General features: G+C 59.5%; 18 protein-coding genes. 16 read left to right on the top strand and 2 right to left on the bottom strand.

The window, feature by feature from the left end; translation table 11 throughout:
• Positions 1–7: 7 nt before the first annotated feature.
• Positions 8–511, bottom strand: coding sequence for a type VI secretion system lipoprotein TssJ (gene tssJ / locus HBO09_RS01150; protein WP_169991037.1), 504 nt, complete (start codon positions 509–511; stop codon positions 8–10).
• Positions 512–554: 43 nt separating this feature from the next.
• The gene (gene tagH, locus HBO09_RS01145) at positions 555–1,883 is read right to left on the bottom strand and encodes a type VI secretion system-associated FHA domain protein TagH (protein WP_169991035.1); all 1,329 of its coding nucleotides are present in this window, start codon (positions 1,881–1,883) and stop codon (positions 555–557) included.
• 403 nt (positions 1,884–2,286) lie between these two features.
• Between tagH and tssA the strand changes: the two genes are divergently transcribed.
• From tssA to HBO09_RS01065, 16 genes are all read left to right on the top strand, one after another.
• The gene (tssA, locus tag HBO09_RS01140; RefSeq protein ID WP_169991033.1) at positions 2,287–3,306 is read left to right on the top strand and encodes a type VI secretion system protein TssA; all 1,020 of its coding nucleotides are present in this window, start codon (positions 2,287–2,289) and stop codon (positions 3,304–3,306) included.
• Positions 3,307–3,360: 54 nt separating this feature from the next.
• Positions 3,361–3,867 (top strand): type VI secretion system contractile sheath small subunit, encoded by a 507-nt coding sequence (gene tssB, locus HBO09_RS01135; protein WP_010207547.1) that lies wholly within the window; start codon positions 3,361–3,363, stop codon positions 3,865–3,867.
• Between the two features lie 2 nt (positions 3,868–3,869).
• Positions 3,870–5,366 carry a type VI secretion system contractile sheath large subunit gene (gene tssC / locus HBO09_RS01130; RefSeq protein WP_169991031.1) on the top strand — a complete coding sequence of 499 codons (1,497 nt, stop codon included), beginning with the start codon at positions 3,870–3,872 and terminating at the stop codon, positions 5,364–5,366.
• 175 nt (positions 5,367–5,541) lie between these two features.
• A complete protein-coding gene (locus HBO09_RS01125; RefSeq protein ID WP_169991028.1) occupies positions 5,542–6,030 on the top strand; it encodes a type VI secretion system tube protein Hcp in 489 nt (162 codons plus the stop codon).
• Between the two features lie 80 nt (positions 6,031–6,110).
• Positions 6,111–6,551, top strand: coding sequence for a type VI secretion system amidase effector protein Tae4 (locus HBO09_RS01120; protein ID WP_153837344.1), 441 nt, complete (start codon positions 6,111–6,113; stop codon positions 6,549–6,551).
• Positions 6,548–6,997 (top strand): hypothetical protein, encoded by a 450-nt coding sequence (locus HBO09_RS01115; RefSeq protein WP_169991026.1) that lies wholly within the window; start codon positions 6,548–6,550, stop codon positions 6,995–6,997. The genes HBO09_RS01120 and HBO09_RS01115 overlap by 4 nt, the downstream gene beginning before the upstream one ends.
• Entirely contained in the window at positions 6,991–7,506 is a 516-nt protein-coding gene (gene tssE, locus HBO09_RS01110) for a type VI secretion system baseplate subunit TssE (RefSeq protein ID WP_029289885.1), read from the top strand. Before HBO09_RS01115 ends, tssE begins: the two co-directional genes overlap by 7 nt.
• Positions 7,503–9,359, top strand: a complete 1,857-nt coding sequence (tssF, locus tag HBO09_RS01105) for a type VI secretion system baseplate subunit TssF (RefSeq protein WP_169991024.1) — start codon at positions 7,503–7,505, stop codon at positions 9,357–9,359. The genes tssE and tssF overlap by 4 nt, the downstream gene beginning before the upstream one ends.
• The gene (gene tssG, locus HBO09_RS01100; RefSeq protein WP_169991022.1) at positions 9,323–10,366 is read left to right on the top strand and encodes a type VI secretion system baseplate subunit TssG; all 1,044 of its coding nucleotides are present in this window, start codon (positions 9,323–9,325) and stop codon (positions 10,364–10,366) included. Before tssF ends, tssG begins: the two co-directional genes overlap by 37 nt.
• Entirely contained in the window at positions 10,359–13,022 is a 2,664-nt protein-coding gene (gene tssH / locus HBO09_RS01095) for a type VI secretion system ATPase TssH (RefSeq protein ID WP_169991020.1), read from the top strand. The genes tssG and tssH overlap by 8 nt, the downstream gene beginning before the upstream one ends.
• A gap of 156 nt (positions 13,023–13,178) precedes the next feature.
• On the top strand, positions 13,179–15,119 hold the full coding sequence (locus tag HBO09_RS01090) for a type VI secretion system Vgr family protein (RefSeq protein WP_169990974.1): 1,941 nt from the start codon (positions 13,179–13,181) through the stop codon (positions 15,117–15,119).
• A 15-nt stretch (positions 15,120–15,134) separates the two neighbouring features.
• Positions 15,135–15,569, top strand: a complete 435-nt coding sequence (locus HBO09_RS01085) for a DcrB-related protein (RefSeq protein ID WP_169990971.1) — start codon at positions 15,135–15,137, stop codon at positions 15,567–15,569.
• A 12-nt stretch (positions 15,570–15,581) separates the two neighbouring features.
• Positions 15,582–19,979: an RHS repeat-associated core domain-containing protein gene (locus HBO09_RS01080; RefSeq protein ID WP_169990968.1), complete on the top strand. Its 4,398-nt coding sequence runs from the start codon at positions 15,582–15,584 to the stop codon at positions 19,977–19,979.
• Between the two features lie 21 nt (positions 19,980–20,000).
• Positions 20,001–20,648, top strand: coding sequence for a hypothetical protein (locus HBO09_RS01075; RefSeq protein WP_178120147.1), 648 nt, complete (start codon positions 20,001–20,003; stop codon positions 20,646–20,648).
• Between the two features lie 191 nt (positions 20,649–20,839).
• Positions 20,840–21,034, top strand: coding sequence for a hypothetical protein (locus HBO09_RS01070; protein ID WP_169990965.1), 195 nt, complete (start codon positions 20,840–20,842; stop codon positions 21,032–21,034).
• Between the two features lie 467 nt (positions 21,035–21,501).
• Positions 21,502–21,816 carry a hypothetical protein gene (locus tag HBO09_RS01065; protein WP_169990962.1) on the top strand — a complete coding sequence of 105 codons (315 nt, stop codon included), beginning with the start codon at positions 21,502–21,504 and terminating at the stop codon, positions 21,814–21,816.
• Positions 21,817–21,821: the final 5 nt, after the last annotated feature.

Raw genomic sequence — 21,821 nt, 5'->3', positions numbered from 1 at the left:
TTGCTTCTTATTGGGCAGGGCTGGATGGGGTAACGCTGAGGTGCGCACGTACGGCGCGCACATCAAGGCTGATCTGGTATTCACTGGCTTGGCGGGGCGGCACGCTGAGGACCGTGCGCCATTGCGCACGGTCCAGTTCGCGATAACCCACCAGCAGGCCGATCTGCCGGGTGGCCGGATCGAGGTCGCGCTGGATGCTCAATTGCTGGCCGGGTTGGATCACCACTTCATCCTGGTCCAGCAGGTCCAGGCCGAGGGTCGACTGGGCGCGATCCGCCAGGGCGAAGTAGTCGGCACGGCTGAAGGTCGCGGCGTTTTTCAACTCGAAAATCCGTACCCGCACCGGCGCTGGCTGGCCCGCTGTACCGGGGTTGAGACCGCTGATGGCATGGAAGTGCAGCTCGACACTGGCAGTGTCGATTTGTGCCTCTGGCGCCGGCGGCGCAGCATCCTTGGCACAGGCCGTCAGCAGCAACAGGCTGGCGGCTGCGAGTAAAAACCTGGAAATCATCCTGCGTCCTCAATGACGTATGTGGCTGTCCGTTGTTCCAGTTTCAGCGCCGCTGGCGTGCGCTGTGTGCTTCATAGGCCCGGCTGAATTCACGGCCGAACAGGTCCTGGAAATCCTCCTGGGCCTCACGGGAAATACTGTTGTAGAGCTCGGTGAACTGTTGCCAGTACTGGGCCTGGCGCGAACCGTTGAACAGGCTCGACAGCCCGCCAGGCTTGCCCATGCGCTCTTCCAGTTGAGCGGGTTCGAAGCGTGTCAGCAGATGTTTGATGGCCGCTTCGACACCGGCCATCACCGCCAGTTGGTGGGCCCGCAGGTCGTCGAAACTGTCGCGCACGGCCAGGTCCGGCGCCATAAACGCTTGGTTGCCGTGGCGAAGCAGCAGCAGTAACGCTTCGTCGGCATTCGGGGCGAATTTCAACGGATTGTTTTCCACCGGCTGGATCGTCGTCTGCTGCATGCGGAACTCGCCCTTGAGGCTGCTGCGCGCACGTAATACGTCGATCAGGCCTTCGACCATCAGCCGGTAGCTGCGGCCGATACTTTCCATCTGCGCCTCGGCCTGGGCCTTGTCCAGGCGCAGTTGGTCAAGACCGGCACCGCGCAGGAAGGCTTGCAGCAAGTCGGGTTGGTGGGCGTCGGTTGTCGGGAGCGGGGGCTCGACCGCAGGTGGCTCAGGCGGCGCGATGGGCGGTGGCGTGCTGAGCGGCGGCGCGGGTGTTTCGCCAAGCAGGTCCCAGTCTTCCGGAATCACCGAGCCCGGGGTCGCCGTTTTCTCGGGCACAGGCACGATAACGGCGACGGGCGGGCGGAAATCATGCTGCTCAGCCGGCACATGGTCAGGCTGGCTGGGCGGTGGCACGGCCGTGGGCGTGAGGAAATCGAACAGGTCCGGCAGCGTGTCCATCGACGACGCGCCCTGGAACTGCGGTGCGATCACCGGAGTGGTTGGCAGCGGCGTGGCCACGCCCGCCCCCTGGCGCCCCATGAGGGCTTCGAAACTGTTGGAGCCGTCGGTGGCGAAAGGCTGGGCGCCTGTCACGTTCACCCCGGAATCAATCCGTGCCTGGATCTCGTAATCGCCGATCCGGATCAACTCCCCATCTTGTAATGGCTCACTGTTTCCCCGGCGCAAACGAATACCGGCGTTAACCAATTCCACACCATTGGTACTGTTATCGGTTAGATAGTAACGGCCATCTTTGTATTGAATAACGCAATGTTGCGCGGAGACCAAACGCTCTGGATCAGGCAATATCCAGTCATTTTCACTAGAGCGGCCAATTGCCATCACTCCATTATCCATGGACTTTTCCGGACATTGACCTGGGGTGATCTTGTGATAACTAGTGATAGTCAAACACAGTGACATCTTGCCTCCTTGCTGAACCTCACGCGCGGGCGGCCCAAGGGAAGTACCTTCCCAAGCGCGTCTCGGCAAATCCTTTAAACAGCCTTAGAAACCTGCTTTTACCAGCATGATCGCTGATTTTAACCGACATATGTGACAAAAATCCTCAGACGGTGCCTACTTTGACCCACGGGTCGCACAGGTTGTTAAACACCGCACATCTGTCACACAGAGCGAATAGCTTACCTTGACAACGCATAACTACTACACCAAAAATGCACAACTTCTTGAAGATAAGTAGTGGCACATTGAAATCAATGTGCTGGCCTGACCAAGAAAACATGCCGATAAATTGCGCAACTAAACCACGCAACTAACGCATGCACTGCCCGAGACTAAAGGGCCGATATGGAGATCGAATTTAGTGGATGTGCCGTTGCTGCTCACCGCCGTTTCCGCGACTTCGCCGTGTGGCGAAGACTTGGAATATGACGCGGACTTCCTGCACTTGGAGCGTGCTGCCCAGGGTCAACCCGAGCGCAGCATGGGCGACGCTATTTTGCCCGCCGAGCCCCCAGACTGGCGCAGCATCCAGCAACAAAGCCTGGATCTTCTGCAGCGCAGCAAAGACCTGCGCATCACCCATTTTTTGCTGCAAAGCTCCCTCGCCCTGCAAGGCGTCGGCGGGCTGGCCAGCGTCCTGACCCTGATCAGCGAACTGCTCCAGCAATACTGGGCCGACCTGCACCCGCGCCTGGATGCCGATGACGACAACGATCCCACCGTACGCATCAACGCCCTTGCCGGATTGACCTGCGACACGAACATCCGCTTGCTGCGCGAAAGCGTGCTTACGCGCTCGCGAGCGTTCGGCCCCGTGAGCCTGCGTGGGGCCCTGAACGCCAGCGGCCTGCAAAGCTTTCCCGGCGAACACCTCGGCACCGAGCAACTGGCCGGCGCCTTCCTCGATAGCGACCCGCAGGCGTTGCAAGCCACCCATACAGCCCTAGTCGAGGCCCGCGCGGCCTGTGAAAACATCGAAAAATACGTCAGCGAGCAAGTCGGTTCCGCCCAGGGCGTGGACCTCGGTGCACTCAAGCACCTGCTCAAGCAGGCCCTGCAGATTTTCAACCAGTTCGCTGCGCAGAGCGGCGACAGCCGTGAACCCGAGGTGGTCAGTGACGACAGCCACGCCTCGGTCGAACACGCTGGCGCCCCTGCAGCCCCGCGCAATACTGGCGAGATCGCCAGCCGCGACGAGGTGCTGCGCGACCTGGATCGGATCCTTGCGTACTACACCCGGCACGAGCCTTCCAGCCCACTGCCGGTGCTGTTGAACCGGGCGAAAAACCTGGTGCACGCCGATTTTGCGGCCATCGTGCGCAATCTGATTCCCGACGGCATGTCCCAATTTGAAAACCTGCGTGGCCCGGACGGCGAGTAAGTCGCCAGGCTTTGCAGTAACAACACCGTCGCTCAAGCGACCAGGAGCAGCAACGTGGCGAAGCAAAGTTCTCAGAAATTCATCGCGCGCAACCGTGCGCCTCGAGTGCAGATCGAGTACGACGTCGAGCTTTACGGCGCCGAGAAAAAGGTCCAGCTGCCCTTCGTAATGGGTGTGATGGCCGACCTCGCCGGCAAGCCCGCCGAACCTCTGGCGCCGGTAGCGGATCGCAAGTTCCTTGAAGTGGACGTCGACAACTTCGACTCGCGGCTCAAGGCCATGCAGCCGCGCGTGGCATTCCACGTACCCAACGAGCTGACAGGCGAAGGCAACCTGAGCCTGGATATCACCTTCGAAAGCATGGACGACTTCAGCCCCGCTGCCGTGGCGCGCAAGGTCGACTCGCTGAACCAATTGCTGGAAGCCCGTACCCAACTGGCCAACCTGCTGACCTACATGGACGGCAAGACCGGCGCAGAAGAAATCATCATGAAAGCGATCAAGGACCCGGCATTGCTGCAGGCCCTTGCGAGCGCGCCCAAACCTGCTGGGGACCAGTAATCATGACCGACAATACCGCCCGCGAAGGCACCCAGAACCTGGGTACCACCCAAGAAGCCAGCGAGTTTGCGAACCTGCTGCTGCAAGAGTTCAAGCCCAAGACCGAACGGGCCCGCGAAGCCGTCGAGACCGCCGTGCGCACCCTGGCCGAACAGGCCCTGGCGCAAACGGACCTGGTGTCCAACGACGCGATCAAGTCGATTGAGTCGATCATCGCCGCCATCGACGCCAAGCTCACCGCCCAGGTCAACCAGGTTATCCATCACCCGGATTTCCAGCAGCTGGAAAGCGCCTGGCGCGGCCTGCACTACCTGGTCAACAACACCGAGAGCGATGAGCAACTGAAGATTCGCGTGCTCAATATCTCCAAGACTGACTTGCACAAGACCCTGAAGAAATTCAAGGGCACCGCGTGGGACCAGAGCCCGATCTTCAAGAAGATGTACGAAGAAGAATACGGCCAGTTCGGCGGCGAACCTTACGGTTGCCTGGTGGGCGATTACTACTTCGACCAGTCGCCACCTGACGTGGAACTGCTGGGTGAGCTGTCGAAAGTCTGCGCCGCGATGCACTCGCCGTTCATCGCCGCCGCATCGCCGACCGTGATGGGCATGGGCTCGTGGCAGGAGCTGTCGAACCCACGGGACCTGACCAAGATCTTCACCACCCCGGAATACGCCGGCTGGCGCTCGCTGCGTGAATCGGAAGACTCGCGCTACATCGGCCTGACCATGCCGCGCTTCCTCGCACGCTTGCCGTATGGTGCCAAGACCGACCCGGTGGAAGCCTTCGCCTTCGAAGAAAACACCGACGGCGCCGACAGCTCCAAGTACACCTGGGCCAACGCCGCGTACGCGATGGCGGTGAACATCAACCGCTCGTTCAAGCACTTCGGCTGGTGCTCACGCATCCGTGGCGTGGAGTCCGGCGGTGAAGTGGAAAACCTGCCGGCTCACACCTTCCCTACCGATGACGGTGGCGTGGACATGAAGTGCCCGACCGAAATCGCCATCAGCGACCGCCGTGAAGCGGAGCTGGCGAAGAACGGTTTCATGCCGCTGCTGCACAAGAAAAACACCGACTTCGCCGCATTCATCGGCGCCCAGTCGTTGCAGAAACCGGCCGAATACGACGACCCGGACGCCACCGCCAACGCCAACCTGGCCGCACGCCTGCCGTACCTGTTCGCCACCTGCCGTTTCGCCCACTACTTGAAGTGCATCGTGCGCGACAAGATCGGTTCCTTCAAAGAGAAGGACGAGATGCAGCGTTGGTTGCAGGACTGGATCCTCAACTATGTCGACGGCGACCCGGCGCATTCCACCGAAACCACCAAGGCCCAGCACCCATTGGCTGCCGCCGAAGTGATCGTGGAAGACGTCGAGGGCAACCCGGGGTACTACAACTCCAAGTTCTACCTGCGCCCGCACTATCAGCTCGAAGGGCTGACCGTGTCGCTGCGCCTGGTATCGAAACTGCCTTCGGCAAAAAGTGCGTAAAAAATCGGGACTGGCTCGCTCCCTGTAGGAGCGAGCTTGCTCGCGAAAAACTTGAAGGCGCTGCGTTCATCCAGGATGCCCGCGTCACCGTTGACGACCTTCGCGAGCAAGCTCGCTCCTACAAGGGTCGGCGGCGTAAACAAATATCGTGGCTCAGACCACACAGGGAGAAAACATGGCTGTTGATATCTTCATCAAGATCGGCGACATCAAGGGCGAGTCCATGGACAAGGCCCACAAGGACGAAATCGACGTGCTGAACTGGAGCTGGGGCATGGCCCAGTCCGGCAACATGCACGTTGGCGGCGGCGGCGGCGCGGGCAAAGTGAACATCCAGGACCTGTCGCTGACCAAGTACGTGGACAAGGCTTCGCCTAACCTGATGATGCATTGCGCCAGCGGCAAGCACATCGACAAGGTCAAGCTGACCGTGCGCAAGGCCGGCGGCGAAAGCCAGGTCGAGTACATGATCATCAACCTCGAAGAAGTGCTGATCACGTCCCTGAGCACCGGCGGTTCGGGCAGCGATGATCGCCTGACCGAAAACGTCACCCTGAACTTTGCCCAGGTGATGGTCGACTACCAGCCGCAGAAAGCCGACGGCACCAAGGACGGCGGCCCGATCAAGTTCGGCTGGAATATCCGTTCCAACACCAAGCGTTGATACGAAGACCCCTGGCGCAACGCGCCGGGGGTTTTGGTGCTTGCTCGAATTTCGACCTTCCTCTTTTCGGTATCTGAGTCATGGCCAAACCTTCGTTTATCAATTTGTGGGCAAACTACCCCACAACATCAACACCCTGTGATGGTCCTTGGGACAACCAATGCGCCATCCGTATGAGCATCACGCTTAACGCCGAAAAAACCATCAAGGTAAACAAATCGACGTATAGCGAACCCAAATGCGCGCATGACCACGCCCGAGGCGCGGAGTCACTGGCTAACTGGCTGTGGCGTCATCATCTAGGTCGCCCAACCATTCTTACGGGCAGCGCCGAGGACCGCCGTACGCTTTACCAAAAAACCGGAATTATTTTCTTCAAAGATTGTTTTGCCCGGATGGGCCAATCTCTGGAAGCTCGTACCGGCGACCATATTGACCTATGGAATCGAGGTTCAGTAACAGGTGATTTCGCCGACCAGGCGCACCGGTCCCGACAGGTCTGGTTTTGGGAGTTGAAATGATCAAACGCACCCTGCAATGCATACTCTCTGTGAGCATGCTGTTGAGCCTGAATGCCTGTGCGGAGCAAGCTCAACAAATCGACGCCACCCAATCAAACCCCGAGGTGGTGGTGGTTGGAGGTCAACGACTGACCTTGGAGAATCATGCACAACGCTGTGCATTGCGAAAGCCTGACCAGAGCCTGTTGACCCTGGATATGCCTTGGCCTTGCCATCTAAGCGTCGACCGCAAGGACCAGCCAAGGGTCGAGACCTTTAACAATGCACAGATCATCATTGTGCAGCACTTTGCACCAGAACCTGCACCGAGTCAGGAGTGTCGCTCTCAGTATCAAGCCATCAGACATATTGAGGGTCGCTTAGAGGCGTCTATGGTTGCCAACGGAGGTCGTTGTCTGCTTGGGGCTATGGACCAGAAAAACTTCGTGGCACTCTTTACGTGGTAACCGAAATCGCCACCCGCGACCGCCTGCAACCGTCCCTGCTGGACCGGTTGACCGACGACGAGCCGAGCAATCCCAAGGAAAGCGCCGACAAGCGCGTGCTGTCCCTGACCCAGCTCAAAGCCTCGGTGCTGCGGGACCTGGCGTGGCTGCTCAATACCACGTCGCTACTCAATGCCGATGCCACGCTGCACACCCCGGCCGGGACGTCGGTGATCAATTACGGCCTGCCAGCGCTGGCGGGCAACAGTGCGTCGAGCGTCGATATCAATGCACTGGAAGCCTTGATCTACCAGGCGATTGCCACCTTTGAGCCACGCATCCTGCGCCACACCCTGCGGGTCAAGGCGCGTGTGGCCCATGGCGAGATGAATCACAACGCCTTGAGCTTCGAGATCGAAGGCGACCTGTGGGCCCAGCCGGTGCCCTTGCGCCTGCTGCTGCAAACCGACCTGGATCTGGAGTCTGGCCATGTACGCGTGGTCAACGCCGACCAGCGGAGGCGCCCATGAACCCGCGCCTGCTGGAGCTGTACAACCAGGAACTGCACCACGTGCGCGAAAGCGCCGCAGAGTTCGCCAAGGAATACCCGAAGATCGCCAGTCGGCTGACCCTGTCCGGTATGGACTGCGCCGACCCGTACGTCGAGCGCCTGCTCGAAGGCTTCGCGTATCTCACCGCCCGGGTGCAGCTCAAGCTCGATGCCGAGTACCCGACCTTTACCCATAACCTGCTGGAAATCGCCTACCCGCACTACCTGGCGCCGACCCCGTCGATGACCGTGGTGCAATTGCAGGCCGACCCCGATGAAGGCTCCCTGGCCAGCGGTTTTGCCCTGCCCCGCGATACCGTGTTGCGCGCCGCTCTGGGCCGCGAAACCCAGACCTGCTGCGAGTACCGCACCGCACACCCGGTGACGCTGTGGCCGTTGCAGGTCAGCCAGGCCGATTACTTCGGCAACCCGTCCGCCGTGCTTGGGCGCCTGGCCGCTAGCGAGCCCAAGGCCAAGGCCGGTTTGCGCCTGACCCTGCGCACCGGCGCCGAGCTGCCATTCAACAGCCTGGCCCTGGACAATCTGCCGTTGTACCTGAGCGGCGCCGATGAGCAGCCGTTCCGCCTCTACGAGCAATTGCTGGGCAATGTTTGCGCGGTGTTTGCGCGCCAACCCGGCGGGGACTGGGTGGAGCGCCTGCCGCAGGACGCACTGCGTTCGCGCGGGTTCGACGATGCCGATGCGGCGATGCCCGTGGTATCGCGAGCCTTCCAGGGTTACCGCTTGCTGCAGGAATACTTCGCCCTGCCCCACCGCTACCTGTTCGTCGAATTCGCCGAACTGAGCCGCGCCGTACAACGCTGCGATGGCCAGGAACTGGAGCTGATCGTGCTGTTCGACCGCCACGATCCCAGCCTGGAAGGCAGTGTTGGCGCCGCGCAGTTCGTGCCCTTCTGCACCCCGGCGATCAACCTGTTCCCCAAGCGGGTGGACCGGATTCACTTGTCCGAGCGGGTCAACGAACACCATGTGATTGCCGACCGCACCCGGCCCATGGACTTCGAAATCCACTCCCTGAGCGCCATCACCGGCCACGGCACCGGGCCGGAGCAACCCTTTTTGCCGTTCTACGCCGTGCGTGATCCATCGCGCTACGGCCGCGACCAGTCTTACTACAGTGTGCGTCGCGAGCCGCGAGTCTTGTCCAGCGACCAGCGGCGCAATGGCCCGCGCTCTACGTATGTGGGCAGCGAGACCTTTGTCAGCCTGGTGGACAGCCAGCAAGCGCCCTACCGCCATGACCTGCGCCAATTGGGCGTGACCGCGCTGTGCACCAACCGCGATCTGCCGTTGTTCATGAGCGTGGGCAACGGCAAGACTGACTTCACCCTGGCCGACAGTGCCCCGGTGCTGGCAGTGCGCTGCGTCGCCGGGCCCAGCCGACCGCGCGCCAGCCACGCCCATGACGCCAAGGCTTGGCGCCTGATCAGCCAGTTGTCGCTCAACTACCTGTCCCTGAGCGAAGGCCAGGGTGCCGCCGCGTTGCGTGAACTGCTGCGCCTGTATGGCGACAGCAACGACGCCGCCCTGCAATTGCAGATCGAGGGCCTGCGCGAGGTCAGCAGCAAAGCGGTGACACGGCGCCTGCCGATGCCCGGCCCGATCGTGTTTGGCCGTGGCCTGGAAATCACCCTGGAATTTGATGAAAACGCGTTCCGCGGCACCGGTGTATTCCTGCTCGGAGCAGTGCTGGAACGATTCCTGGCGCGTTACGTGTCGATCAACAGTTTTACCGAGACGGTGATTCGTACCACCGAACGCGGCGAGATCATGCGATGGAAAGCCAAGCCCGGACGGCGTCCGACCCTGTGAGTACCCTGGATGCGATGCATCAGGAGCCCTGGGAATATGACTTCTTCCAGGCGCTGCGCCGTATCGAGTGCGAATCGCCCCACCTGCCGCGCCTGGGGCATTCCCTGCGCCTGGCCGATGACCCGTTGCGCCTCGGGCAACAGGCTGACTGCACGTTCGCCCCGGCGACCCTGGCGTCGGTCAATCCCGGCGGTGACGGCACGCCAGCGCGCCTGGAGCAGTTCTTTTTCGGCCTCGGTGGCCCCAATGGGCCGTTGCCGCTGCACATCACCGAATACGTGCGCGAACGCCAACGCAATAACGCCGACAGCACCAGCAAACGTTTCCTGGATGTGTTCCACCACCGCCTGTTGACCCTGTTTTATCGGGCCTGGGCCGAGGCGCGGCCGACCGTCAGCCACGACCGGCCCGACGATGATTACTGGTCTGCACGCCTGGCGGCGCTCAGCGGGCGCGGTATGCCCAGCCTCCTCGACCAGGGCCTGATCCCCGATACCGCAAAACTGCACTACAGCGGCCACCTCTCGGCGCAAACCCGCTACCCGGACGGTTTGAAGGCGATTCTCGGCGAGTATTTCGGCCTGCCGGTGGAGATTGAAGAGTACGTCGGCCAATGGCTGGAGCTGCCCGAGCGCAGCCGGGTCAGCGTGAGTGCCCATCAGCTGGGCGTGGATTTTTGCCTGGGCAGCCATGTGTGGGACCGCCAGCACAAGTTCCGTATTCGCCTCGGGCCCCTGACGCTCGACGACTACATGGGCATGTTGCCCGGCAGCCAGCCGTTCAATGAACTGGTGGCCTGGGTCACCGAATACCTGGGCCACGAACTGGACTGGGACCTGAACCTGATTCTTCAACAACCGCAAGTGCCGCCGTTGCAACTCAACGGGCAGTTCCGGTTGGGTTTCAACACTTGGCTCGGCCAACCCGGGCAAGACGCCAACGACCTAATCCTGGCCCGGCATTACGCCGATCAAGCCACCACCTCAAGGAATCCAGAGCATGGGTGAAATCAGTCGTGCCGCACTGTTCGGCAAACTCAACAGCGTGGCCTACAAGGCCATCGAAGCCGCCACGGTGTTCTGCAAATTGCGCGGTAACCCCTACGTGGAACTGGCCCACTGGTTTCACCAGTTGCTGCAACTGCAGGACTCGGACCTGCATCGCCTCATCCGCCAATTCAACATTGAGCCGGCACGGCTGGCCCGTGACCTCACCGAGGCGTTGGACCGCCTGCCCCGTGGCTCGACGTCGATCACCGACCTGTCGTCCCATGTGGAAGAAGCCGTGGAACGCGGCTGGGTGTACGGCAGCCTGATGTTTGGCGAAAGCCAGGTGCGCACCGGCTACCTGGTGCTGGGCATTTTGAAGACGCCGAGCCTGCGACATGCGCTGCTGGGTTTGTCTGGGGAGTTCGACAAGATCAAGGCCGAGGCCCTGAGCGAGCGCTTTGATGAATATGTCGGTGATTCGCCGGAAAACGCCCTGAGCGCCAGCGATGGTTTCAATGCCGGTGCCGTGCCGGGCGAAGCCAGCGGCGCCATGGCCCCGAGTGCCATGGGCAAACAGGAAGCCCTTAAGCGTTTCACCGTGGACCTGACCGAACAGGCGCGCAACGGCAAGCTCGACCCGATCGTGGGGCGTGACGAAGAGATCCGCCAACTGGTGGACATCCTGATGCGTCGGCGCCAGAACAACCCGATCCTCACCGGTGAAGCCGGGGTGGGCAAGACGGCGGTGGTCGAAGGCTTTGCCCTGCGCATCGTTGCCGGTGATGTGCCTCCTGCGTTGAAAGACGTGGAGCTGCGCAGCCTGGATGTGGGCCTGCTGCAAGCCGGCGCCAGCATGAAAGGCGAATTCGAACAGCGCCTGCGCCAGGTCATCGAAGACGTCCAGGCCTCGCCAAAACCGATCATCCTGTTTATCGACGAAGCCCACACCCTGGTAGGTGCCGGGGGCGCCGCCGGCACCGGTGATGCGGCCAACCTGCTCAAGCCGGCCCTGGCCCGTGGCACCTTGCGCACCGTGGCCGCCACCACCTGGGCCGAGTACAAGAAGCATATCGAGAAAGACCCGGCGCTGACCCGCCGTTTCCAGGTGGTGCAAGTGGCCGAGCCGTCGGAGGACAAGGCGCTGCTGATGATGCGCGGCGTGGCCTCGACCATGGAAAAGCACCACCAGGTGCAGATCCTCGATGAAGCCCTGGAAGCCTCGGTCAAGCTGTCCCACCGCTATATCCCGGCGCGCCAGTTGCCGGATAAATCCGTGAGCCTGCTGGACACCGCTTGCGCCCGCGTCGCCATCAGCCTGCACGCGGTGCCGGCAGAAGTGGATGACAGCCGTCGCCGTATCGAAGCCCTGGAAACCGAGCTGCAAATCATCGCCCGCGAGCATGCCATCGGCATCGCTATTGGCGCACGCCAGAGCAACAGCGAAGCCTTGCTGAGTGCCGAACGCGAGCGCCTGGCAACCCTGGAAAGCCGCTGGGCCGAAGAAAAGACCCTAGTAGACGAGTTGCTCGCTACCCGCGCGACCCTGCGCGAGAAAGCCGGCGTTGTCGACAGCGGCAACGACGAGTTGCGTGCGAAACTGGTGGACCTGCAACAGCGCCTCAGTGCCCTGCAAGGTGAAACCCCGCTGATCCTGCCGACCGTGGATTACCAGGCCGTGGCCTCGGTGGTCGCCGACTGGACTGGCATCCCGGTGGGCCGCATGGCGCGCAATGAACTGGAGACGGTGCTCAACCTCGACCAGCACCTGAAAAAACGCATCATCGGCCAGGACCATGCCTTGCAGATGATCGCCAAGCGCATCCAGACCTCCCGCGCCGGCCTCGACAACCCAAGCAAGCCGATTGGCGTGTTCATGCTGGCCGGCACCTCGGGCGTGGGCAAGACCGAAACCGCCCTGGCCCTGGCCGAAGCCATGTACGGCGGCGAGCAGAACGTGATCACCATCAACATGAGCGAGTTCCAGGAAGCCCATACCGTGTCCACCCTCAAGGGCGCGCCACCGGGCTATATCGGCTATGGCGAAGGCGGCGTGCTGACCGAAGCCGTGCGGCGCAAACCCTACAGCGTGGTGCTACTGGACGAGGTGGAAAAAGCCCACCCGGACGTGCATGAGATTTTCTTCCAGGTGTTCGACAAGGGCGTGATGGAGGACGGCGAAGGCCGGGTGATCGACTTCAAGAACACCTTGATCCTGCTCACCACCAACGCCGGCACCGAGCTGATTTCCCACGTCTGCAAAGACCCGGCAAACGTGCCCGATCCCGAAGACATCGCCAAGGCCCTGCGCCAGCCGCTGCTGGAGATCTTCCCACCGGCCCTGCTCGGGCGCCTGGTGACGATTCCGTATTACCCGCTCAGTGATGTGATGCTCAAGGCGATTACCCGCCTGCAACTGGACCGCATCAAGAAGCGCGTGGAGAACACCCACAAAGTCGCCTTCGACTACGACGACACGGTGATCGACCTGATCGTCTCGCGCTGCACCGAAACCGAAAGTGGCGGGCGGATGATCGACACCATCCTCACCAACAGCCTGCTGCCGGACATGAGCCGCGAGTTCCTCACGCGCATGCTCGAAGGCAAGGCGCTGGCAGGGGTGCGAATCGGCACGCGGGATAACGAATTGCACTACCAGTTCAGCGACACCGAATAACCTGACGAAGTGCTATCCAAATGTGGGAGCGGGCTTGCTCGCGAATGCGGTGAGTCAGTCACCGGATGTATCAACTGATACACCGCACTCGCGAGCAAGCACGCTCCCACATTGGATTCGGTTTCTTCAGTTATTAAGACACTTACGGGACAACCGATGCTTTTCAACCAAGCCTCACGCCTGGCCAAGATCACCAGCCCTCTGGGCCCGGATGTGCTGTTGCTCAATGAAATGGGCGGCGACGAAGAGTTGGGGCGGCTGTTCAGCTACGAGCTACAACTGAACTCGCTGGATGCCAACATCGACCTCAACCAGTTGCTGGGCAAGCCGATGAGCGTGGGTCTGCAACTGGCGGACGGCGGCGAGCGGTATTTCCATGGGATCGTCGCGCGCTGCAGCCAGAACATCGACCAGGGCCAGTTCGCCAGTTACCAGGTGACACTGCGCCCGTGGCTATGGCTGCTGAGCCGCACCTCCGACTGCCGGATTTTCCAGAACCTGAGCATCCCGCAGATCATCAAGCAGGTGTTCCGCGACCTGGGCTTTTCCGACTTCGAAGACGCCCTGAGCCGGCCGTATCGCGAGTGGGAATACTGCGTGCAGTACCGCGAGACCAGCTTCGATTTCGTCAGTCGCCTGATGGAACAGGAAGGCATCTACTACTTCTTCCGTCACGAGCAGGATCGCCATGTGCTGGTGCTGGCCGATGCCTATGGCGCCCACACCACGGTGCCCGGCTACACCTCGGTGCCCTACTACCCCAAGGACGAGCAGCAGCGCGAACGCGACCATATGCACAACTGGCACCTGGCGCAGCAAGTCCAGCCCGGCTCCCTTGAGCTCAACGACTATGACTTCCAGCGCCCCAGCGCCAGCATCGACGTGCGCTCGGCCATGCCGCGCCCGCACACCGCCGGTGACTATCCGCTGTACGACTACCCCGGCACCTACGTCAAAAGCGAAGACGGCGAACACTACGCACGCACCCGTATCGAAGCCCTGCAAACCCTGCATGAACAAGTGGAGTTCAGCGGCAACGCCCGGGGCCTGGGCTCCGGTCATCTGTTCAGCCTCACCGGCTTCAGCCGCCGCGACCAGAACCGCGAATACCTGATCCTCGCCGCGCGCTACTACATCACCCAGGAACGCCTGGAATCCGGTGGCGGCGCGGCGTCGGCGCAGTTCGACAGCAGCCTGACCTGCATCGACGCACAACAGAGCTTCCGCCCACTGGCCAACACCCATCGGCCCATCGTCAAAGGCCCGCAGACCGCGCTGGTGGTCGGGCCCAAGGGCGAGGAAATCTGGACCGACCAATATGGCCGGGTGAAGGTGCATTTCTATTGGGACCGCCACGACCAGTCCAACGAAAACAGCTCCTGCTGGATTCGCGTCTCGCAATCCTGGGCCGGCAAGAACTGGGGCTCGATGCAGATCCCGCGCATCGGCCAGGAAGTGATCGTGAGCTTCCTGGAAGGCGACCCGGATCGGCCGATCATTACCGGGCGGGTGTACAACGCCGAACAGACGGTGCCCTACGACCTGCCGGAAAACGCCACCCAGAGCGGGATGAAGAGCCGCTCCAGCAAGGGCGGCAGCCCGGCGAACTTCAATGAAATCCGCATGGAGGACAAGAAGGGCCTGGAGCAGTTGTACATCCATGCCGAGCGCAATCAGGACATCGTGGTGGAGGTGGATGAAAGTCACTCGGTGGGGCATGACCGCAACAAGAGCATTGGGCACAACGAGACGGTGACTATCGGTAACAACCGCTTGCGCATCGTCAAGCAGGAAGACGTGCTCTCGGTGGGCCAGAAGAAGACCGATAGCATCAGCCAGAGTTATGTCATTGAGGTCGGCGAAAACCTGCGCCTGGTGTGTGGGCAAAGCATCCTTGAGTTGAACGCCAGCGGGCAGATCAACCTCACTGGCGTGCAAATCAGCTTCTACGCCAGCGGCGATGCCGAGTTCAACACCGGCGGCGTGCTGCACCTCAACAACGGCGGCGGGCCTGGCGCCACACCGGATGGCCAGGGCATAAAAACCAGCATCGACGCCAACATCAAAGCCGCGTTCCCCACGCCCAAAAGCTCCTGACGAGACCTGTTTGCCATGACGTATCGCATCAACGAATTCCAGTTCCAACTACCCGCCGCCGAGCTGCAGGACGCGACGATCAATATCCTCAAGTTCCCGGAACTGGGGACGTCACTGATCGTCAGCCGCAGCTTGCTGGCGCAAGGTGAAACCTTGCACAGCAACTTCGACGACCAGCTCAAGCGCCTGGAAAAACAGGTGCAGGACTTGCGCTGCCTACCCAGCGTGCCGGTGCGCCTGGGCGCCACCCAGGAGATCGAAGGGATCGAACTGCGCAGCCAGTTCAGCAAGGGCAACGACAAGGTCTTCCAGTACCAGTTGGCCCTGGTGCTGCCGGGTACGCGCAAGATGCTCGCCTTGAGCTATGTGAAGGCCGACAAACTCGGCGATGCCGAAGCGGCGCACTGGGCGACTATCAAAAATTCGCTGTCGTTTGACGTGCCTGCGTGATGGGTATCTTGCATGTCTGACGCGTTATGGGCCGCCCGCCTGGGCGATGCGATGGAACACACCTCGATGATGGCCGACATTCTCGGCGGCGTGCTGGAGGTGGCGGCGAACATCGCGATTACCGCACTGGCTACGGCGGCGGTGGTGGCCGCCACCGGGATCACCGTTGTCACGGGCGGGTTGGGGTGCTTCCTGCTGGGCGCGGTGGTCGGCGTGGTCGTGGGCCTTGCGATGAGCAAGAGCGGGGCCGACAAGGGCCTGAGCAATTTGTGCGAGGGCATCGGCAACGCCCTGTTCCCTCCGACGGTGCAGGCCAATATCCTCACCGGCTCCGTCGACACGCTCACCAATAACATCCCCGCTGCCCGCGCGGCCGGGGCGGTTGTTTCCCATGTGGCACCGGCCGGTACCGAGCTGGAAACGCCGGCGCCGGAAGAAGAAGCCAGCTACTTGGACATGGCGGGTGAGTTCTTCTCACAGATGTGGCGCCCCACCGTGGCTTCGCCTGCGCCAGGCACGGAGACCAAGCCCGAAGACCTGGTGCTTTGCATGAAGCACCCACCGATGCCGCCGCAGTTCATGGCCGAAGGCTCGGACAAGGTGACCATCAACGGCCAGCCCGCCGTGCGCAGCGGCGACCGCAGCACCTGCGATGCGAAGGTGGTGTCCTCCGGGCTGATCTCCTCCAACGTCACCATTGGCGGCGGTTCGGTGGTGGTACGCGAGATTCGCAGCGGCAAGACCCCGGGGGTCGGGCTGGCAGTGACGGTGCTGCTGATGCTCAAAGGTGGCAAGGGCAAGTTTTTCAGCAAACTACCTTGCATGCTGGCGGGCGGTGCCGCGTCGATGGCCGTCAGCAGCGCCATGGGCGCAGCGGCCAACGCGGCCATGGGTTCCTCGAACCCGGTGCATGCGGCTACCGGCGCCAAGGTGCTGGGCGATGACCAGGAACTGGATTTCGTCCTGCCCGGCCTGTTGCCGATCGATTGGCAGCGCTTCTACAACAGTCGCGACGAACGCCGTGGCAGCCTGTTCGGCACGGGCTGGAGCGTGCCGTATGAAGTGTGCGTCGAAATCCAGCCCCATCCCGAAGGCGGCGACACCCTGGTCTATACCGACGAACAGGGCCGGCCCATCGATATGGGCGCCATCCCCTTGGGCGGCGCAGTGTTCAGTGCAGGTGAAGGGCTTGCTGTACGGCGCCACCGCGATGGGCCGTTACTGATTGAAAGCGACGACGGTATGTATCGCCTGTTCGAAGCCACCCCGACAAACCCGTCGCGGCTGCGCCTGAGCCAACTGGGTGACCGCAACGACAACCGTATCTACCTTGATTATGACGACGCAGGACGCCTGATGCGGCTGCGCGACACGCTTGATCTGGTGCAGGTCGAACTGATCCGCGACCCGCTGCACGTGGCCCGCCTCGAGCGCGTGTACCCCGATCAACGCCGCGAAGTACTCGCCAGCTACGGCTACGACGCCATGGGCAACCTGGCCGAGGTACGCGATGCCAGCGGCCAGGTGCAACGGCGCTTTGCCTACGACACCGGGCAGCGCATGGTGGAGCACCAGTTGCCCAGCGGCTTGCACTGCTTTTATGAGTGGGCCCTGATCGAAGGCCTGGAATGGCGCGTGGTCAAGCATTGGACCAATGAAGGCGATGCCTACCGGTTCGACTATGACTTGCAGGCCGGCACCACACGCATTACCGACAGCTTGCAGCGTGTCAGCACACGACACTGGAACAGCCAACACCAGATCACCCTCTACAGCGACAACCTCGGCCAGACCTGGCAGTTCGAATGGAACGACGAGCGCCAATTGCTCAACGCCACCGACCCACAGGGTGGCCGCTATGCCTACAACTACGACGAGGCCGGCAACCTCATCGGCGAAACCGACCCCCTGGGGCGCAGCGACTCTACGTTATGGCTGGAACACTGGGCCCTGCCGCTGGTGCAAACCGACGCCGCCGGCAACAGTTGGCGCTACCGCTATGATCAACGCGGCAACTGCACCGTCGCCATCGACCCGCTGGGCCATGTCACCCGCTATCGCTATGACGCCCACGGCCAAGTCGTCGAGATCATCGACGCCACGGGCAAAAGCAAAAAACTGCGCTGGAACCCATTCGGGCAACTGCTCGAGCACATCGATTGCTCGGGGTACCCGACCCGGTTCAGCTACAACGACCAGGGCTTTTTGCAAGTCATCACCGACGCCCTCGGCGAACGTACCCAATTCCACTACGACGCCCAGGGCCGCTTGCTCAGCAGCCAGTTACCCGACGGCCGTAGCGAGCAGTACCAGCGAGATATCAGCGGCCAACTGACCGCTTACACCGACCCGGCCGGCCACACCACGTGCTATCAACACAACCGCCGCGGCCAGGTGCGCCAGCGCACCGACGCCCATGGCCGGCAGGTGCAGTTTGGGTATGACAGCTTTGGTCGGCTGCAGGCGCTGGTCAACGAGAACGGGGAACGTTACCGGTTTGCCTGGGATGATGGGGATCGGTTGACGGAGCAGCAAGATCTCGACGGCAGCGCCAAGCGTTACAGCTACGACCGTCTGGACAACGTCACCACCGTGACCGCCCTGGCGGCGCCTTACGGCACGGGCCTGGCCGTGGTTCCCGAGACGCCGCCCGCCCCCATCGTGCATCGACTGGAACGCGATGCGGTTGGCCGATTGATCACCAAAACCACCGACGATGGTCGTACCGACTACACCTACGATGCACTAGACCAGCTTACGGACGTGTCCTTCACCGACCTACAGGGCAATACCCAAGCCTTGAGCTTTGCCTATGACGCAGTAGGCCAATTGCTCGCCGAGCGCAGTCCGGCCGGCGAGCTGCAACACCACTACGACGAACTCGGTAATCTGATCCAGAGCCAATTGCCGGACGGCCGCTGGCTCAATCGTCTGTACTACGGCAGCGGCCATCTGCATCAGATCAACCTCGACGGTCAGGTCATCAGCGACTTCGAGCGCGACCGCCTGCACCGCGAAGTACTGCGCACCCAAGGCCAGATCAGCACCCGCAGCGAGTACGACCGCAGCGGCCGCCTGCGCGCGCGCCAACGCCGTCACACCAGCCAACCAGCGTTGGTGCCGGCGGCGGTACAGAAGCACTTCGAATACGACCCCGCCGACAACCTGATCGGCAAACTCGACCAGCAGCCCTCCACGCAGCATCGCCAACTGCTGCACTACGACGCCACCGGCCGCATCATCGCAAGCCAGGACAGCCTGCACGGCCAGCGCGAAACCTTCGCCTACGACGCGGCCGCCAACCTGCTGGACGGCCCACAGTCCGGGGCCGGGCTGGTGGTACATAACAAGCTGCTGACCTATCAGGACAAACGCTACCGCTACGATGCCTTTGGCCGGATGATCGAAAAACGTAGCGGCGCCCGTGGCGTACAACACTTTGCCTACGACGCCGAAAGCCGGCTGATTGAAGTGCGCAATGAAGGCGGTAGCGTGGTGCGCATGGCCTACGACCCCCTGGGCCGGCGCATCGGCAAGACAGAACATGGCAGCAATGGTTATCCGCTGAGCGAAACCCAGTTCATGTGGGACGGCTTGCGTCTGTTACAGGAGCAAAAGCACAGCCAGACCAGCCTTTACGTCTATGAAGACGAAGGCTACCAACCCCTGGCCCGCGTCGATGGCATCGGGGCGCTGCAGAAAATTCGCTATTACCACAACGACCTCAATGGCTTGCCGGAGCAACTGACCGAGGCTGATGGGCACACCCTCTGGCAGGCGACTTATCGGGTGTGGGGCAATACCGTGGAAGAGGTGCGGGAACCGTACTTCATCGAAGAGCAGAACCTGCGGTTTCAGGGGCAGTACCTGGATCGGGAGACGGGGCTGCATTTTAATACGTTCAGGTTTTATGATCCGGATGTGGGGCGGTTTACTACGCCGGATCCGATTGGGTTGGCGGGTGGGATCAATACTTACACCTACGCCGATAATCCTTTTGGCTGGGTCGATCCATTAGGGCTCACTCCCTGCGGTGGCAGCGGAAAAGTCCACGGCAACAGCCACGCAAGCAAAAACCCTAACCATGTCTATGTCATCGTTGATACGAAAACCGGGCGAATGATGAAGCCTGGCATCAGCGGACGTCCGCTGAACAAAAATGGCACTTCTCCCCGTGCAAACCAACAGGTCAACGCGCTTAACAAGCCTCAAGCTGGGCGTTATAAGGCAGTGATAGTAGAGAAAAATAAAACTCGACTTCAAGCCAAGGCTACCGAGCAAAAAATTACAGATAAACATGCAGCAAGAAACAACGGGAATATGCCTTCACCGATTCACAAAAATCCTTTGCCACAGGTTGACACGAGAGATGGCTACCTTAAATTATACGGCACGCCTGATAACCGCTAGTTTTTCCAAGCGAGCATAGCAATGAGTCTGAAGATACTTACTCTACAAGAAAGTGACGAAGCCGCTCTAACAATGGGCGTTCGCATCCGTCATTTAAGCCACCACATCACCCAGATATTCATGGAGTTCCTGCCTAAAATTGATATAAATGGCAGCAGTAAAATAGTTGTTTCACTAGGCCCACGTGGCGATGAGGACTTGTTCGACAACGTACTAGGGTCAACAAATATTTTTGTAGAAAGCTTTGACTTCAAGAATTTTCTATCTTTGAGCCGTCTCAGCCAAGATATAGAACTACTGGAAGAGTTACGGCGCGCGCTAATTGTAATCGCCACAAAAAAAGAAAGTAACGATGCGACCTTAGAACTAATAAATCAAACTGCTGAAAAAGTCTTAAGAACTAACTTTCAACTGGAAAACTCAATTAAAAAACTTTCAAAAACAAGCAAAAACAAAAAGCATAAAATCAATGTTTTTAGAGTTCTTAATGCAGAGGTAGGTGAAAGTTGGTATTGCCAAGATCAGCTCTTTCCAAAAAATAAAATCTGGATGCATGAGCCTCCTGGATTTATTGATCGAAGTGATCTTTTCAAAACTGCTGAGTTCGGTGAAAACAGTTACCTAATCAAAAACAGGTTAGGTAAAATCGTTTTTGAACTTCCGCTCTAAAAAGCAAAATGGACAAAAGGGTACAGGCATATTCAATAGATTTTTAATAAAACTTAATCTGTTCCCTTTACCTTGTATGGGAAACTCTAAAAGGAGCTAAAACCAAATCCGAATTCGAGCAAGGTTTGAAGACACTCATCCTTGAACTCAGCGGCGGAAAAACTTTCCCACTGGCCAAATAGGAGACCGCAATGAAAGACATTTTATTCATACTATTAAACGAATACAAAGACAAATACCCTGAACTAATATCATTGGCAGAACATACACACAAAACCAAAAAATGGGGTATGGGAGTCATGCCTTCATATAATCCGGCACCGTACACCTGCGAATTACAAGGATGCAAACCCGGGCGCTTACTTAAAAAACTCGGAGCCGGCTAAAGACAGGCAGTGCTATTTCTTAGACGAAAACGACAATTTTATAGCCGAAATACAATACGCCAAATATGTAAAATTTAAAAGCCAATGGATTGTATACAGGAGGTTTTTTATTAACGAACCGAACCGCATTATAGAACTATCATTCGGCAGCAACTTCGAAGACAGCACAGAGGCCAATCTTGATTCAGCTTCTATTATTACGTATACACGCTATCATCCAACAGCGCGCTATACCTTACTCAATACAGGCGAGTACGTCGAAATTTTCTACAAATACGATGCCGACACAATATCTTCAATAACTGAAAACATATGGCGAGAAACTTTTACAACTAGACACTATGAAATAAAGAGCACGAATGATGATTTGACGATTCTTGAAATACTTCCGAACAATAGCAAAATCCCAATATACCCAGAAAGCTAAACTAACTATGCCAGCCTTCTCGTCCTGACTTGGAATTTTTATGCCTCTTGACTTTATGGCAGCAGAAAATCAGAAAGACATTAATGAGAACACTCCAGTTTTTTGCTTGAGGGAATCTACCCATGGCGCTCTTATGGACGCATCAGCACCAAGAAAAAACTTCCCAAAGACGCACAAATTTTCTGATTATTACGCTGACACAAGTATTCTATTCGGCGAAATTCCACCTTTAGTGACTGAAATCGAAAAAGCGATAAAATTAAAAAATTTAAACTCCAGCGAATTGAAAGACCTAGTCAAGTTTCTTCAAAGTGCTTATAGCAAAAAACTGAATGTTTTTATTTATTGCGACTAACCCAA

The organism is Pseudomonas sp. WS 5027 (genome assembly GCF_012985695.1).
GTDB lineage: Bacteria > Pseudomonadota > Gammaproteobacteria > Pseudomonadales > Pseudomonadaceae > Aquipseudomonas > Aquipseudomonas hygromyciniae.
Note: the sequence above shows the minus strand (reverse complement) of the source record. Positions and strands in the feature narration are given on the sequence as shown.

What these genes read in the sequence shown, in the direction of transcription:
- tssJ (WP_169991037.1), bottom strand. Translation starts at nt 511, where the DNA reads ATGATTTCCAGGTTTTTACTCGCAGCCGCCAGCCTGTTGCTGCTGACG.
- tagH (WP_169991035.1), bottom strand. Translation starts at nt 1,883, where the DNA reads ATGTCACTGTGTTTGACTATCACTAGTTATCACAAGATCACCCCAGGT.
- tssC (WP_169991031.1), top strand. Translation starts at nt 3,870, where the DNA reads ATGACCGACAATACCGCCCGCGAAGGCACCCAGAACCTGGGTACCACC.
- HBO09_RS01125 (WP_169991028.1), top strand. Translation starts at nt 5,542, where the DNA reads ATGGCTGTTGATATCTTCATCAAGATCGGCGACATCAAGGGCGAGTCC.
- HBO09_RS01120 (WP_153837344.1), top strand. Translation starts at nt 6,111, where the DNA reads ATGGCCAAACCTTCGTTTATCAATTTGTGGGCAAACTACCCCACAACA.
- HBO09_RS01115 (WP_169991026.1), top strand. Translation starts at nt 6,548, where the DNA reads ATGATCAAACGCACCCTGCAATGCATACTCTCTGTGAGCATGCTGTTG.
- tssF (WP_169991024.1), top strand. Translation starts at nt 7,503, where the DNA reads ATGAACCCGCGCCTGCTGGAGCTGTACAACCAGGAACTGCACCACGTG.
- tssG (WP_169991022.1), top strand. Translation starts at nt 9,323, where the DNA reads ATGGAAAGCCAAGCCCGGACGGCGTCCGACCCTGTGAGTACCCTGGAT.
- tssH (WP_169991020.1), top strand. Translation starts at nt 10,359, where the DNA reads ATGGGTGAAATCAGTCGTGCCGCACTGTTCGGCAAACTCAACAGCGTG.
- HBO09_RS01090 (WP_169990974.1), top strand. Translation starts at nt 13,179, where the DNA reads ATGCTTTTCAACCAAGCCTCACGCCTGGCCAAGATCACCAGCCCTCTG.
- HBO09_RS01085 (WP_169990971.1), top strand. Translation starts at nt 15,135, where the DNA reads ATGACGTATCGCATCAACGAATTCCAGTTCCAACTACCCGCCGCCGAG.
- HBO09_RS01080 (WP_169990968.1), top strand. Translation starts at nt 15,582, where the DNA reads ATGTCTGACGCGTTATGGGCCGCCCGCCTGGGCGATGCGATGGAACAC.
- HBO09_RS01075 (WP_178120147.1), top strand. Translation starts at nt 20,001, where the DNA reads ATGAGTCTGAAGATACTTACTCTACAAGAAAGTGACGAAGCCGCTCTA.
- HBO09_RS01070 (WP_169990965.1), top strand. Translation starts at nt 20,840, where the DNA reads ATGAAAGACATTTTATTCATACTATTAAACGAATACAAAGACAAATAC.
- HBO09_RS01065 (WP_169990962.1), top strand. Translation starts at nt 21,502, where the DNA reads ATGCCTCTTGACTTTATGGCAGCAGAAAATCAGAAAGACATTAATGAG.